Origin of the sequence: Parasphingorhabdus sp. (assembly GCF_036964675.1) — a bacterium.
In the GTDB taxonomy this organism is placed as follows: Bacteria; Pseudomonadota; Alphaproteobacteria; order Sphingomonadales; family Sphingomonadaceae; genus Parasphingorhabdus.
The window spans coordinates 72,688-86,962 of the sequence record NZ_JBALTF010000001.1; the positions used below are offsets into that span (position 1 = coordinate 72,688).

Consider the following 14,275-nt stretch of genomic DNA (forward strand, 5'->3'; position numbering starts at 1 on the left):
GTCCGGTGACAAATACGATCCGCTCACGCAGCAAGCGCGAGAAAATGTCGAAGCTGCGTTCGCCACGGTTGGATTGTTCGATAACAACCGGAACAAGAGCGTCCACAACGGGATTGCGTTCGCCAAAATCAAACGGGTTCATGAAATTTCCTTTATCTAATGACAGCCTATATCTGGACTCTGAGCCGCGCAATCAACCCCCGATTGCATCAACATGACATTGCGCGCGATTTATCCTCGGTCTAAGAGGATTTCAAACACTATATCCCTCGTTTTCAGGAGAACTTCATGTCCGTATTTTCACCATCTATTCCACCAGCTTTTAACGAAGAGGAAAGCGACGGGCCGAATCCGACGGCGATGATGATGAACAAATTCCTCGAAACGCGAACCGTGCTTATATTTGGTGGCGTCGATCAGAAAATGGCCGAACGGGTGACCACGCAAATTCTCTATCTTGATCATGTCAGCCATGATCCGATTCGCCTGATGATCAACTCACCCGGCGGCCACGTCGAATCCGGTGATACGCTCCATGATCTGATCAACTATATCGAATCTCCTGTTGCCGTGGTTGGCACTGGTTGGGTGGCAAGCATCGCGACGCATATTTTCCTGGGCGTTCCCAAGGAGCAGCGTTTCTGCCTGCCCAATACCCGTTTTCTTATCCATCAGCCATCCGGTGGCGCTGGCGGCAAGGCTTCCGATATTGCCATCCAGGCTGAAGAAATCGTCAAAATGCGCGAACGGATTGCCCATAAAATTGCCGAAGCAACCGGACAGTCACTGGAACGCGTCCTCAAGGACATCGATCGCGACTATTGGATGTCGACCAAAGAAGCCAAGGAATATGGCATATTGGGAACGGTGATCAACAAAGCCAACGAAGTCAGCTTCTGATATTCCTCGCCGGGCGGGCACAACCCGTCCGGCGAGATATTTTCATTATTTCTTGGCAGCTGGCTTCTTCGCTGCAGCTTTCTTCGCCGCAGGCTTTTTGGCCGGAGCTTTATCAGCAGCAGCTTTTGCCGGTGCTTTCTTGGCCGGAGCTTTCTTGGCTGGCGCCTTTTCTGCTTCAGCTTTGGCTGGAGCCTTTTTGGCAGCAGCCTTCTTCGCCGGCGCTTTTTTCTTCGCAGCTGGCTTGGTTTCCGCTTCGTCTTCTGCCTCGATCTCGGCTTCCAGTTCTTCGCGGGTGACTTTGCGGTCGGTTACTTCCGCCTTGTCGAACAGGAAGTCGACGACCTTGTCTTCATACATTGGTGCACGAAGCTGGGCAGCGGCCATCTGGTCCTGCTGGATATACTGGATGAACCGGTCGCGGTCTTCCGGACGATATTGCTGCGCCGCCTGCTGCATCAGCATCGACATTTCCTGCTGACTGACTTCGACGCCATTGGCCTGGCCGATTTCTGAAAGCAGCAATCCGAGACGGACACGGCGTACCGCGATGTCGCGATATTCGTCCTTCTCGTCTTCCATTTCCTTGCGAGCGGCTTCGGAATCTTCTTCCTGCGCGGCTTCCTGCTCAAGCTGCTGCCAAATCTGGCTGAACTCGGCTTCGACCATGCTCGGTGGTACTTCAAAATCATGGCTGGCAGCCAGCTGATCGAGCAGCTTGCGCTTCATGTGGGTACGGGTCAGGCCGTTAAGCTCCTGCTCGATCTGCCCTTTGAGCAGTTCGGACAGCTGATCGATACCTTCCAGACCCATGGATTTGGCCATTTCGTCGTCGGCCTTGGCGACCTTCGGTTTCTGCACTTCGCCGATGACAACATCGAACGTGGCATCCTTGCCCTTCAAGTCTTCGACATTATAGTCATCCGGGAAGGTCACTTTGACGAGAACTTCGTCATTGGCTTTCTTGCCAATCAACTGGTCTTCGAAGCCCGGGATCAAACGGCCGGAGCCCAATTCGATCGCCATGCCTTCGCCCTTGCCGCCATCAAACGGCACGCCGTCGACCTTGCCTTCAAAATCGATCAGACATTGGTCGCCGACCTGAGCCTTGTAGGACTTGGCTGCGGTTTCAAACTGCTTCTGACTCTCGGCAAATTTCTGCAGGGCCTCATCTACGGTTTTCTTGTCCGCTTCGACTTGCAGTCGCTCCAGCTTCAGACCTTCAACATCCGGTGTCGGAACATCCGGCAGGATTTCCAGATCCAGCTTGACGGTCGCGTCCTTGCCAGGCGCATAGCCCTCGTCGAGATTCACATTGGGCTGCATCGCCGGACGGAGCTTGTTGTCCGTCATGGTTTTTTCGATGCTTTCCTGGATCGTGCTGGAGAGCGCGTCCTGCATCAGGGCATCATTGTGCATCTTGCGCACAAGATTGGCCGGAACCTTGCCTTTGCGGAAGCCGGGCATATTCACCTGCGGTGCCATTTTCTGCACTTCGGCTTCAACCCGCGATTCAATATCTTTCGCGGTAATCTTGATTTCATAGGCCCGCTTCAGACCTTCGTTCAGCTTTTCAACAATCTGCATGACTATCCTTTGGTGCCTTCATATTCGGTGTTTTTTCGATAAAGTTTGCAACTAACTTGGTGCGGGCGAAGGGACTCGAACCCCCACACCCGAAGATACCAGAACCTAAATCTGGCGCGTCTACCAATTCCGCCACGCCCGCCCAGTTACGTCGTCAAAATACTATCGAAGTACGATTGACCCGCGCGCCTAGCGTAAAGGCGCGTGGAGGGCAAGAGGGGTTTGCCAAGGACTTAGCCCAGCAGCTTCTTCAACAATTCATTCACCACCTGCGGGTTGGCCTTGCCCTGCATCGCCTTCATCGTCTGACCGACGAAGAAACCGAACAATTTGTCCTTGCCGCCGCGATATTGGCTGACCTTGTCTTCGTTGGCCGCCATCACTTCGGCGATGACTGTCTCGATCGCGCCGGTGTCGGATTCCTGAACCAGCCCCTGTTCTTCGACGATTTTCTTGGCGCCTTCACCGGTTTCGAGCATGATTTCGAATACCTGCTTGGCAATTTTGCCAGAGATGGTCCCATCGGCAACCAGGCTAAGCAGTTCGGCGCCCTGCGCCGGGGAAACCGGGCTATTCTCGATGCCGACGCCCATGCGGTTGAGCGCGCCGAATAGTTCCGATGTTACCCAGTTGGCAGCGCTGCTGGCGATTTCCTCCGGCTTGTCGGTGGTTTCGAGCAATTGTTCGAACCACAGAGCGGTTTCATGCTCGGCGGTCAGGACCGCCGCATTATAGGGGCTCAGACCAAGGACATTCTTATAACGCGCACGCTTTTCGTCGGGCAGTTCCGGCAGGCTGGCCTTGCAGTCGAAGATGAAATCATCTTCCAGTTCCAGCGGCAAAAGGTCGGGATCGGGGAAATAGCGATAATCATGCGCATCTTCCTTCGAGCGCATCGACCGCGTTTCATTCTTGTCGGGGTCAAACAGCCGGGTTTCCTGAACCACGGTGCCGCCGTCCTCGATCAGATCGACCTGACGCTGCGCTTCATATTCGATCACAGCCTGGATGAAGCGCATCGAGTTGACATTCTTGGTCTCGGTGCGGGTGCCGAGCTCGCCGCCGGGCTTGCGCACGCTGACATTGACATCGGCGCGCATCGAGCCCTGTTCCATATTGCCGTCGCAGCTGCCGACATAGCGCAGGATCGAACGGAGCTTGCGGACATAGGCCGCCGCTTCCTTGGGCGATGTCATGTCCGGTTTGGAGACAATTTCCATCAGCGCGACGCCGCAGCGGTTGAGATCGACATAGGACATGGTTGGATGCTGGTCGTGCATCAGCTTACCGGCATCCTGCTCAATATGAATACGCTCGACACCAATCGCCTTGCCATGGGCATCCGGGTCTTTCTCGTCGAGCGAAATCTGGATCACGCCTTCGCCGACGATCGGATGGTAGAGCTGGGAAATCTGGTAGCCCTGCGGCAGATCGGCGTAGAAATAATTTTTCCGGTCGAAACGCGAATATTTGTTGATCTGGGCGTTGATCGCAAGACCGGTGCGTACCGCCTGACGGACGCATTCGCCGTTCAGCGTCGGCAACATGCCGGGCATCGCCGCGTCAACCAGACTGACCTGGGTATTCGGTTCCGCGCCAAATTCTGTGGAAGCCCCGGAAAAGAGCTTCGATTCGGAGGTGATCTGGGCGTGAACCTCGAGGCCAATTACGACCTCCCATTCGCCGGTTCCGCCCTGGATACGATATGTTGATTCGGTCATTTTTACCACCACTGCTCCGGTTTCGCGACAAATCCAGCGCGTTCTTCGATTGCCAGACCTGCGTTAAACACGCTCTGTTCGTCGAGCGCCTTGCCGATGATCTGCAGGCCCAGCGGCAGGCCCTTGCCGTCCAGTCCGCCCGGAACCGAGATCGCGGGCAGTCCGGCCAGCGAGCTGGGCACGGTGAACACGTCATTGAGATACATGGCGAGCGGGTCGTCCATTTTCTCGCCGAGGCCGAAGGCCGCGCTTGGCGCGGTCGGGGTCAGCAGCAGATCACAGCTGTTCCAGGCCTTGTCGAAATCCTGCGAGATCAGGGTCCGGACTTTCTGCGCCTGGGTATAATAAGCATCATAATAGCCGGCGCTCAGCACATAGGTGCCGATCATGATCCGGCGCTTCACTTCCGGTCCGAAACCGGCTTCGCGGGTCGCGGCATACATGTCCTGCAGCCCTGCCCCATCCGGCAGATCGCGCAGGCCGTAGCGCACGCCATCATAGCGCGAGAGGTTGGATGAGGCTTCGGCAGGCGCGATGATATAATAAGCCGGCAATGCATATTTGGTGTGCGGCAGCGAGACATCAACGATGGTTGCGCCGGCATCCTTGAGCATCTCGATGCCCTTCTGCCACAGCGCGTCGATTTCAGCCGGCATATTCTCGACCCGATATTCCTTGGGGATACCGATTTTCTTGCCCGCCAGATTGCTGCTGAGCGCCGCTTCCCAATCGGGGACGGGGAGGTTCAGCGAGGTGGAATCCTTGGCATCAAAACCGGCCATGGCGCCGAGCATAATCGCGCAATCGCGGACATCATGGGCCATTGGCCCCGCCTGATCGAGCGAACTGGCAAAGGCGATCGTGCCCCAGCGCGAGCAGCGGCCATAGGTTGGCTTGAACCCGGTAATGCCGGTGAAGGCGGCGGGCTGGCGAATCGAGCCGCCAGTATCGGTGCCGGTTGCTGCGGGCGCAATGCGTCCAGAAACTACCGTCGCGCTGCCACCGGACGAACCGCCAGGGGTCAGGTCGCTATTGCCGCCATCGTTGCGCCGCCAGGGCGAAATCACATTGCCGAAGGCGCTGGTCTCGTTGGAGGAGCCCATGGCGAACTGGTCCATGTTAAGCTTGCCGAGCATGCCGGCGCCGGCCTGAAACAGGTTGGCGGAAACCGTCGATTCATATTGCGGAACAAAGCCTTCGAGAATGAGGCTGGCGGCAGTGGTCGCCACGCCCTGGGTGCAGAACAGGTCCTTCATGCCGATCGGCACGCCAGCCATCTTGCCGAGCGTTTCGCCCGCAGCCTTGACCTTGTCGGTTGCCTCTGCTGCCGCCAGAGCATGTTCCGGCGTCTCGACCAGAAAGGCATTCAACGGTTTCGCGGCGCTGACCCGCGCAATGAACGTCTCTGCGACTTCCTTTGCGGTGAAATCACCCTTCACGATCCCGCTGCGGATATCGGCGATACCCAGTTCAAATATAGCGGTCATAGCGCTGGCTCCGTTCGTGCTGAGCTTGTCGAAACATTGGTTGGTGCCGCGTGGCCCTTCGACAGGCTCAGGGCGAACGGTGTTTCTTTCGACAGAATCATTATTCGATCACCTTGGGAACGGCAAAAAAGCCATGTTCGGCCATCGGCGCATTGGCCAATATCTTGTCGCGGATTTCGCCGTCGGTGACGACATCCTCGCGTAGCCGCAATTTGTTCGGGATCACCGCCGTCATCGGTTCCACCTTCGAACAATCCACTTCGCCCAGTTGCTCGACCCAACCCAATATCTGGTTGAGCTCGGGCACGAAGGCATCCGCTTCGGCTTCGGTAATCGCGATCCTCGAGAGGCTGGCGATCTTTTTGACGGTTTCCTTATCGATTGACATGACTCATTCTTTTTCAGTTCATCTTTTTTCGGGTATTTCGGAATTAAATTGTGTACCGAGCGCCGCTAGCACCGGCGCGGAGCGGCTTCAAGCGGATTGAAGCAGCAGCGACCTGGTTGGAGTATCATTTGGCCCGTAAGTTTCTATATTTTGTCGCAAGCATGGTCATCCTGGTGCTCGCCGGCGCGTTTGTTTTTCGCCTCTATGGCGACGAACTGATGGAAGTGGCCTTTGTGCCCGACACCGAATTCACCGCCCAGGAAGTGCTTGAAACCAATGTCTACGCCGATCCACTTATGTGGCTGGCCCGCCCCGAACTGGTCAAGGGCAACCCGGCGCTCTGGCTTCCGCAAGGATATGAAGATGCCGAGCCAGCATTGCCGGAGGGCAAGAAAGCCGCCGTATTTTTCATTCACCCGACCTCTTTTCTGGACAAAGACCGCTGGAATGCGCCGCTGGATGACAAGGAATCACAGGCCCGTGCCCGGATATTCCTGCGCGGTCAGGCGAGTGCCTTCAACGCCATCGGTGATGTCTGGGCACCACGCTACCGACAGGCGACCATGGGTGCGTTTCTCACCACAAAGCCGGAAGGCCAGCAAGCGCTCGATGCCGCCTATCAGGATGTGCTGGCGGCGTTTGACTATTTTATCACGCAAATCCCGGATGATCAGCCGATCATATTGGCCGGGCACAGCCAGGGCAGCCTGCATCTGACCAATTTGCTCAAGGACCGGGTCGCGGGCACGCCGCTCGCCAACCGCATTGTTGCCGCATATGTCGCTGGCTGGCCGGTTTCGGTGGACACTGATATCCCGGAAATGGGTCTCGATATCTGCGCAGCACCGGACCAGACCCGCTGCATATTGAGCTGGCAGAGCTTTGCCGAACCCGCCGATTATGGCCGAATCCTGACAGTCTATGACATGACAATCGGTTTCAATGGCAAACCCCGCAAAGATAGCAAGCTGCTGTGCAGCAATCCGATCAATGGTGATATTGATTCGTCTGCCCTGGCCACCGCCAATCTGGGAACTCTGGTGCCCAATGAAGATCTGCGCGAAGCGACTCTGGTCGCCGGATCAGTCCCGGCAAGATGCGACAAGCGGGGCTTTCTGCTGATCGGCGACCCACCCGAAATCGGTCCCTATGCCCTGCCCGGCAACAATTACCATGTGTACGACTATAGCCTGTTCTGGGCCAATATACGCGCGGATGCGCGGCGGAGGATGGCGTCATTTCCGGTTCGCTGATCTCGGATGATGTCGCTGCCTTCGCCGAGGCCCTGCCGGATGGCGGTCGGCTGCTCGGTCTGGATATCGGCACAAAAACGGTCGGCATGGCCCTGTGCGATTCACACTGGACCTTCGCCACCGCTGCCGAGACCCTTGAGCGGCGCAAATTTTCCAAGGATCTCGAACGAATCAAAACGGTGATTGCTGATCAGCATATCGTCGGGATCGTGGCCGGCCTGCCGCTCAATCTGGATGGCAGCCAGAGCCAGCAGACCCAGGCGGCCCGGTCATTTGCACAAAATCTGAAGCCGCTGGGCCTGCCTATTTTATTGTGGGACGAACGGTGGAGCACGCAGGCGGTCACCCGTGATCTGATTGCGTCGGACGTCAGCCGGAAAAAACGGGCCAAGGTCGTCGACAAGATGGCCGCTGCCTATATTTTGCAAGGTGCCATTGACAGGCTTGCCGCGCTGGCATGATGCCTCTATAGCTCCCGCTTTAATGACATCGCAGCAAACAGGTTCACCGCATCAGTTTCCCACCGGATCGGATGCTTTCCCTCATCGTCACCTATTGGGCATCGCCGGGTTGCAGCCCTGGGAGATATTATTCCTGCTGGAAGAGGCCAAGCAATGGGTCGATCTCAACAAGAAATCCAGCAAACATGCCGACAAGCTGGATGGCCTGACCGTCATCAATGCGTTTTTCGAAAATAGCACCAGAACGCTGCTGTCCTTTGAGATTGCCGGGAAACGCATGGGCGCAGATGTCGTCAATATGCACGCCGCCCAATCCAGCATCAAAAAAGGCGAAACGCTGATCGATACGGCGGTCACCCTGAACGCGATGAAGGCCGATGCGATTGTCATCCGCCACGGCAGCTCCGGCGCGGTGCAACTGATCGCCGACAAGGTCGATTGTCCGGTGCTCAACGCCGGCGATGGCAGCCACGAACATCCGACCCAGGCGCTGCTCGACGCGCTGACGATCCAGCGCCGCAAGGGCGAGATCAGCGGTTTGACGGTCACCATCTGCGGCGATGTGATGCACAGCCGGGTAGCGCGATCCAATATCTATTGCCTGACCACGCTTGGCGCAAAAGTGAGGGTTTGCGCGCCGCCTTCGCTGCTGCCCGCCGCGCTGGACCGGTTCAATGTCGAGGTCTTCACAAATTTTGACCAGGCGCTGCCAGGCAGCGATGTGGTGATGATGCTCCGGCTCCAGAACGAGCGGATGAACGGTGATTTCATCCCCAGCCCGCGCGAATATCATTATCTCTATGGACTGACGAGGGAACGGCTGATGCTCGCCAACAAAGATGCGCTGGTGATGCACCCGGGGCCGATGAACCGGGGAGTGGAAATTGACAGCGACGTTGCCGATGATCTGCAACATTCCGCGATCACCGAACAGGTTGAGATGGGGGTCGCCGTGCGGATGGCCTGCCTCGATATCCTGACCCGCAAGTCCCGCGGCGTGGAGGGTTGGTCATGAAACAGATTTTCACCAATGCACGCCTGATTTTGCCGGATGAGAAACAGCCTAAAGAGGGCAGCCTGATTATCGACGGTGATCGCATCGCTTCGGCGGATGATGTCTCGAATGATGAACCGCGCAAAGAAATCGACTGCAAGGGCAGGATATTGGCGCCCGGAATCGTCGATCTGGGCATTTTCGCGATCGACAAGCCGGCCTTTCGCTTTGGCGGCATTACCCGGGCCGCATTGATGCCCGATCAGTCGCCCGTTCTCGATCTGCCAGCGATGATCAAACATAATGCCGTCGAAGGCAAGCCGGACCTCTGGTCGCATCCAATCGCTGCTGCAACCAAGGGGCTGTCGGGCACGCAGCTGGCAGAGATCGGCTTGATGAAGCGATCGGGTGCCAAGGCCGTTGCCACCGGCCGACAATGGATTGCCGATAGCGGTATCATGCTGAAGCTGCTGCAATATTGCAAATCACTGGATTTGCCGCTGATTGTCCACAGTGAGGATGCCGGTCTAACCGCAGGTGCTGTCGCGACCAATGGAGAAACCGCAACCCGTCTGGGCCTGGCCAGCGCGACCGCTGCGGCCGAAGCTGTTTCGATCGCCCGTGATATCGCGCTGGTCCGCGAAACCGGCGCCCAGATCCATTTTCGTCAGGTTACCACTGCCGACGGCCTGACGCTGATTCGCGCGGCAAAATCTGAAAAGCTGCCAGTGACCTGCGGCATCACCCCTGCCCATCTGCTGTTGTCGGATATCGCAATCAGCGATTTTCGCACATTTGCGAGGCTTTCTCCGCCGTTGCGGAGCGAAGAAAATCGTCTGGCCTGTGTCGAAGCGGTGAAAGACGGGACAATTGATGTGATTTCTTCGGGTCATGATCCACGAGGCCCCGAGGACAAGCGCCTGCCCTATGCCGAATCTGCCCCGGGCATGGCAGGGGCGGAGACATTGCTGGCTCTGTCATTAACACTGGTCCGCGATGATATTGTTTCGTTCGGTCGCCTGTTCGAGCTTTTGTCCGCCAATCCTGCAAAAATCCTGGGGGTCGAGGCAGGGCTGCTGCGACCGGGATATGAAGCAGATTTCATCCTGATCGACGAGGACAGCCCATGGCAGGTCGATACCCGCAAAATGGCTGCTGCCGCCGGCAATACGCCGTTTGACGGGCTTCCCGTGCAGGGCCGGGTGACGGCAATATATAAAGGCGGCAGAGCCTATTAGCGCGCCGCCTCTATCGCAATTTTGAATGGACTAGCGTGAGGCCAGCTTTTTCACAGCCTGACTAGCCATGCGCGATGGCGCGGCTTTGTTGACGCTTGTAGCATGGCGCACGATACAATTGCCGCCCTTGGCCTTGATACCGGAACACATGGCTTCGGCTGTTTGCGCATTGCCAAAGCCGATTGCAGCCAATCGGTATAAAGTCCGACCCTTCACGTTGACCCGCGATCTTGCATATTCGAAAGCACGCAGATCGTTATTTTTGGCGGACAATATCCCCCAGGCACGCTTGGCGCCCTCGGCCGAAGAAAAAGCACCGAGTTGCACCAAATGGGTCCCCGATGTCGAAGTGACGGTTTTCGAGGCTGGCTGATAGGACGTTCTCTGCATCACAGCTTTGGCCGCAGATGAGTCATGAACAGCAGCGGTTCTTGCCGACGCCGACATATTGCTTTCAACAACAAATTTTGTTGGCGGCGCAACGCGAGCCGGTTCGGACTGTGCCTTGATTACCGGAATACCGGCTGATGCCTGTGCCGTAGCATTGCTGGCTGGCACGGCCACAGACGCCACTTTGACATTATTTTCCTTGGCCAGGAAATCCACATCATTCCCGGCCTTTGGCGCAGGGCCAATGGCTGGCAGCGGGCTGTTGCGATCAAAGCTGGCCACTTCGCGTCCATAATCTTCATCGGCAGTTGCTGCGACATTTGCCGGTGCGTAGCTGGGCTTTAGAGCCAGCTGAACCGGTTGACCCGGATCATTTGCGACCGGAGACACGTTGAGCACCGTCGCAACGCGCATTTCATAAGCGCCGGGGCGGGCCATCTGGGCCCATTGCATGACCCGGTCATTGACCGCTGCCGGTGCCACATCCTGCACCGCCATCAGTTTGGCCTCTTTCCAGCGACCGTCCAAAGCATAAGCGAGGCCGAGATTCTGGCGGGTACGGCCAGTAACATTGGATTCTCGGATTGCTTGCTCCAGAACTTCAATCGCAGTCTTGGTGTCACCGGTGAGCGCCAGAGCAAGACCATAGTCAGCGGCCGGAATATATTGACGATTATTGATGACAAGCGCTTTCGCCTTGTCCGCCTTGCCCTGACCCAATTGCGCCAGGCTGAGGCTCAGGATCGTGCGCGCATCGGTCTTGCCCAGTTCCATGGCATCCAGAAAACTGCGTTCCGCCGAGGCCAAACGACCGGCGGACAAATAGGCCTGCCCGAGCAGCGCCCGTGTTTCAGGATCGCTACCAACGCCAGCGACCGAACGCTCGGCATAGGCAATCGCTTGTTCAAGATCGCCTTTCGCCAATGCCTTTTCGGCTTTCTTGGCATATTTCGCGCCATCTTTAACCGTGGCCGGCTTGCTCGACATGGATGCGACGGCGCCGCCGCCAAAGGGGCCGCAACCGGTCAACACGGTGGCAAACACCATGGAGGAAGCAGCCATTTTCAAAATCAGATCGCGTTTCATTTCTATGCCCTCGCATTAAAAGTCAGTCTTTTCCGTGCAAAATTCTCTTCGAGCCTCGTTCAGGCAGCTCCGCGCGATGGAACGCGCTCGGCCAGATCATCTAGTTCGGGGATAGTCCTCAAATATTCGTCCACAGCCTTGGTTACCAATTGCTGCGCCGAGACGTTTTTTACCGCTGTGGCCAACCGCAATTTCAAATGCCGTTCCGGGTCCAGACGAAGCGTGAACGCCGTTTTTGCCTTCCGGGTCCTCGATTTGATCGCCGGGCGTGGTTTTTCGATTTCGCGCTCGTGAATAACGTCCGCTTCCACCAGTGTTGAGTTTTCTACCAGTGGCTGAACTTCGCGGGAAATCGACAATGGCCCGGGCACGGTGATCGCCGCTTCTTCCTCTGCCTCGGTGGTTGTTTCAAGAACAGATTTGGTGCCCAATTTTGCTGCAATTTCTTCCTGTTGCTGGCGCACAGCGGCATTGGGATTCGGAATCGCTCCGGCCAGAGGATTATGGTGAAGATGTTCAATCGGATGCGCGTCATGATCGGAATCAACATCATAACCCATGTCATTCCAGCCGAGATCCTCATGTGTTTCACCAAATTGCTCGGGCGATTGATCAGGGAAATTAGAGAATCCCTGGCGACGCATCGCCGGCTTTGCTCCGCCTTTTCGGGCCAGCAAGCTCGATGAAAGAGACGCAAATGGTTTCGGTTCGCTCATTTTTTCAGCCTCTGCCATCACGAACCAACCACGCGGCGGCCAAAATTGCCGCCTGACCTGGGCATGCCGGCGTTGACATTCTGTGCCATCGTCGGAGCGCTGAAAATTGTCCGGCGGAAATTTTTCTCAAGCCGGTCAGAAATATAAGACCAAAGTTGGACAACCTCTTGCGCTGACCGACTGTTGGGGTTGACTTCCATCACGGTACGGCCGTCGATCATCGAGCCGGCAAAATCGGTACGGTGATGAACGGTGATCGGTGCGACAGTGCCATGCTGAGACAAGGCTACAGCCGCTTCCGAAGTAATCTTGGCTTTCGGGGTAGCGCCATTGACGACAAACAGCAGGGGTTTGCCAGCCCGTTCACACAGGTCAACGGTGGCGCCGACGGCTCTGAGGTCATGCGGACTCGGGCGGGTCGGGATAACGATCAGTTCTGCAACCGAGATCACGCTCTGGATCGCCATGGTGATGGCTGGCGGGGTATCGATGACCGCCAGCTTGAAACCCTGTTGGCGCAATATCGCCAGATCCGCAGCAAGCCGCGAAACCGTAGTTTGCGCAAATGCCGGTAATTCGGCTTCCCGCTCGTTCCACCAGTCGGCCAAGGATCCCTGCGGATCGATGTCAATCAATACGACGGGGCCAGCCCCGGCCAATTGTGCCTGTACAGCCAGATGACCCGACAATGTTGTCTTGCCGGAGCCTCCCTTTTGCGAAGCCATTGCTAGAACTCGCACGCTATTCCCCTTGTTCAATCACGGCAGAAGTTGCCCGAAAATTTCTATTCGGCTGCTTTTGTGACAGAACAGGTCTAAAATAGGGTTAACAAGTTCGAGGCGAATTTTGCCCGGATGATAATATAATTTACACCATCTCGGCACAGGATTCCTGAACGGCCTCTCCAGTTTTTGCTAGACTTGAAGAGTCCCGGCAGTTTAGCACCATGCAAACGGCTGATATCGCAGATTTTTGAAAATTGATTACCAAGGAATATTCCATGAAAAAAGCCCATCATTCCATCGCTCCGTTGCTCGGCATGGCGCTAATTCTGGTGTCGGCACCGGCCTTGGCGGATGTAAAGGCTGGCGTCGATGCATGGGGGCGTGGCGATTTTCAAACAGCGATCAACGAATGGCGCGGACCTGCCGACAAAGGCGATGCCGATGCACAGTTCAATCTCGGGCAAGCGTATAAGTTGGGCCGCGGCGTTCCTCAGGATCTGGGACAGGCGGAAAAATGGTACAAGAAGGCTGCGGATCAGGGACATCTTCAAGCCAATGACAATTATGGTCTGGTGCTGTTCCAGGCCAACCGCCGCAGCGAAGCCTTGCCCTATTTGCAAGCCTCTTCCGAACGCGGGGAACCGCGGGCGCAATATGTTCTGGGTACCGGCTATTTTAACGGCGATTTTGTCGAAAAAGACTGGATCAAGGCTTATGCGCTGATGACCCGCGCTTCGGCGCAGCAACTGCCGCAAGCAACCACCAATCTTGCCCAGATGGATCGCTTCATCCCGATTGAAGACCGGCGGCGCGCCATCGAGCTGGCCGGTCAGATGGAACAGGACGAGAAGCGCGTCAGAACCGCACAAATTGGCGGCCTGCGGCCAGCACAGTCGACTGGAGTCGTGCAAACCGCGCAATTGCCGCCCTCTGGCCCGGCGACGCCCGATCCAGCTCCGACGCCCGATCCAGCTCCGACGCCCGCCCCAGTTCCGACACCGGGCCCGATCGCTCCCGGCGTAACCTATGCAGCCACTCCGAAACCGGTGCCCGCAGCACCGGTTGCGACGAAGGCTCCGGTCAGCGCTGCGGCAAGCGGAGACTGGCGTGTCCAGCTGGGGGCGTTTAGCGATGAGGATAACGCCAAAAACCTTTGGAACAGCCTCGAAAAGAGCGTTTCTGCGCTGGCCGGATTGCAGCCTTATCTGGTCAAGGCTGGCGGCATCACCCGATTGCAGGCAGGGCCTTTTGCAACCCAGGCGCAAGCGGAAGCGATGTGCAGCAGCGTCAAAGCCGCTGGTAAAGATTGCATTTCAAAACGGCGCTAGGACG

General features: G+C 56.9%; 13 protein-coding genes, 1 tRNA gene and 1 pseudogene. 6 read left to right on the plus strand and 9 right to left on the minus strand.

Annotation, left to right across the window (positions count from 1 at the left end):
* Nucleotides 1-142, minus strand: a pseudogene (gene clpP / locus V7665_RS00410) (ATP-dependent Clp protease proteolytic subunit); the annotation flags it as partial.
* 146 nt (nt 143-288) lie between these two features.
* Here clpP and V7665_RS00415 point away from each other — a divergent pair.
* On the plus strand, nt 289-900 hold the full coding sequence (locus tag V7665_RS00415; RefSeq protein ID WP_335662560.1) for an ATP-dependent Clp protease proteolytic subunit: 612 nt from the start codon (nt 289-291) through the stop codon (nt 898-900).
* 45 nt (nt 901-945) lie between these two features.
* Here the strand turns inward: V7665_RS00415 and tig are convergent, their stop codons facing one another.
* The 5 genes from tig to gatC all read right to left on the minus strand — a co-directional run bounded on the left by tig (nt 946) and on the right by gatC (nt 6,080).
* Entirely contained in the window at nt 946-2,484 is a 1,539-nt protein-coding gene (gene tig / locus V7665_RS00420) for a trigger factor (protein ID WP_335662561.1), read from the minus strand.
* Nucleotides 2,485-2,541: 57 nt separating this feature from the next.
* Nucleotides 2,542-2,626, minus strand: a tRNA-Leu gene (locus tag V7665_RS00425).
* Nucleotides 2,627-2,717: 91 nt separating this feature from the next.
* The gene (gene gatB, locus V7665_RS00430; protein ID WP_335662562.1) at nt 2,718-4,205 is read right to left on the minus strand and encodes an Asp-tRNA(Asn)/Glu-tRNA(Gln) amidotransferase subunit GatB; all 1,488 of its coding nucleotides are present in this window, start codon (nt 4,203-4,205) and stop codon (nt 2,718-2,720) included.
* 2 nt (nt 4,206-4,207) lie between these two features.
* Entirely contained in the window at nt 4,208-5,692 is a 1,485-nt protein-coding gene (gene gatA / locus V7665_RS00435; RefSeq protein ID WP_335662563.1) for an Asp-tRNA(Asn)/Glu-tRNA(Gln) amidotransferase subunit GatA, read from the minus strand.
* Nucleotides 5,693-5,792: 100 nt separating this feature from the next.
* Nucleotides 5,793-6,080 (minus strand): Asp-tRNA(Asn)/Glu-tRNA(Gln) amidotransferase subunit GatC, encoded by a 288-nt coding sequence (gene gatC, locus V7665_RS00440; protein ID WP_335662564.1) that lies wholly within the window; start codon nt 6,078-6,080, stop codon nt 5,793-5,795.
* 128 nt (nt 6,081-6,208) lie between these two features.
* On the opposite strand from gatC, the gene V7665_RS00445 reads away from it, so the two are divergent.
* Genes V7665_RS00445 through V7665_RS00460 form a run of 4 tightly spaced genes read left to right on the plus strand, consistent with a single transcriptional unit; the run spans nt 6,209 to nt 10,026 of the window.
* Nucleotides 6,209-7,333, plus strand: coding sequence for a DUF3089 domain-containing protein (locus V7665_RS00445; RefSeq protein ID WP_335662565.1), 1,125 nt, complete (start codon nt 6,209-6,211; stop codon nt 7,331-7,333).
* On the plus strand, nt 7,330-7,794 hold the full coding sequence (ruvX, locus tag V7665_RS00450) for a Holliday junction resolvase RuvX (protein WP_335662609.1): 465 nt from the start codon (nt 7,330-7,332) through the stop codon (nt 7,792-7,794). The genes V7665_RS00445 and ruvX overlap by 4 nt, the downstream gene beginning before the upstream one ends.
* 22 nt (nt 7,795-7,816) lie before the next feature.
* Nucleotides 7,817-8,809: an aspartate carbamoyltransferase catalytic subunit gene (locus V7665_RS00455; protein WP_335662566.1), complete on the plus strand. Its 993-nt coding sequence runs from the start codon at nt 7,817-7,819 to the stop codon at nt 8,807-8,809.
* The gene (locus V7665_RS00460) at nt 8,806-10,026 is read left to right on the plus strand and encodes a dihydroorotase (RefSeq protein ID WP_335662567.1); all 1,221 of its coding nucleotides are present in this window, start codon (nt 8,806-8,808) and stop codon (nt 10,024-10,026) included. Before V7665_RS00455 ends, V7665_RS00460 begins: the two co-directional genes overlap by 4 nt.
* 30 nt (nt 10,027-10,056) lie before the next feature.
* Here V7665_RS00460 and V7665_RS00465 read toward each other — a convergent pair whose 3' ends face one another.
* The 3 genes from V7665_RS00465 to V7665_RS00475 are packed head-to-tail and all read right to left on the minus strand — an operon-like array spanning nt 10,057 to nt 12,958.
* On the minus strand, nt 10,057-11,502 hold the full coding sequence (locus V7665_RS00465; RefSeq protein WP_335662568.1) for an SPOR domain-containing protein: 1,446 nt from the start codon (nt 11,500-11,502) through the stop codon (nt 10,057-10,059).
* Nucleotides 11,503-11,561: 59 nt separating this feature from the next.
* Nucleotides 11,562-12,218 carry a hypothetical protein gene (locus V7665_RS00470; protein WP_335662569.1) on the minus strand — a complete coding sequence of 219 codons (657 nt, stop codon included), beginning with the start codon at nt 12,216-12,218 and terminating at the stop codon, nt 11,562-11,564.
* A gap of 17 nt (nt 12,219-12,235) precedes the next feature.
* Nucleotides 12,236-12,958, minus strand: a complete 723-nt coding sequence (locus tag V7665_RS00475; protein WP_335662570.1) for a ParA family protein — start codon at nt 12,956-12,958, stop codon at nt 12,236-12,238.
* 260 nt (nt 12,959-13,218) lie between these two features.
* On the opposite strand from V7665_RS00475, the gene V7665_RS00480 reads away from it, so the two are divergent.
* Nucleotides 13,219-14,271, plus strand: a complete 1,053-nt coding sequence (locus V7665_RS00480; protein ID WP_335662571.1) for an SPOR domain-containing protein — start codon at nt 13,219-13,221, stop codon at nt 14,269-14,271.
* Nucleotides 14,272-14,275 lie beyond the last annotated feature (4 nt).

Coding starts and splice junctions, on each gene's coding strand:
- V7665_RS00415 (WP_335662560.1), top strand. CDS start 289: ATGTCCGTATTTTCACCATCTATTCCACCAGCTTTTAACGAAGAGGAA.
- tig (WP_335662561.1), bottom strand. CDS start 2,484: ATGCAGATTGTTGAAAAGCTGAACGAAGGTCTGAAGCGGGCCTATGAA.
- gatB (WP_335662562.1), bottom strand. CDS start 4,205: ATGACCGAATCAACATATCGTATCCAGGGCGGAACCGGCGAATGGGAG.
- gatA (WP_335662563.1), bottom strand. CDS start 5,692: ATGACCGCTATATTTGAACTGGGTATCGCCGATATCCGCAGCGGGATC.
- gatC (WP_335662564.1), bottom strand. CDS start 6,080: ATGTCAATCGATAAGGAAACCGTCAAAAAGATCGCCAGCCTCTCGAGG.
- V7665_RS00455 (WP_335662566.1), top strand. CDS start 7,817: ATGACATCGCAGCAAACAGGTTCACCGCATCAGTTTCCCACCGGATCG.
- V7665_RS00460 (WP_335662567.1), top strand. CDS start 8,806: ATGAAACAGATTTTCACCAATGCACGCCTGATTTTGCCGGATGAGAAA.
- V7665_RS00465 (WP_335662568.1), bottom strand. CDS start 11,502: ATGAAACGCGATCTGATTTTGAAAATGGCTGCTTCCTCCATGGTGTTT.
- V7665_RS00470 (WP_335662569.1), bottom strand. CDS start 12,218: ATGAGCGAACCGAAACCATTTGCGTCTCTTTCATCGAGCTTGCTGGCC.
- V7665_RS00480 (WP_335662571.1), top strand. CDS start 13,219: ATGAAAAAAGCCCATCATTCCATCGCTCCGTTGCTCGGCATGGCGCTA.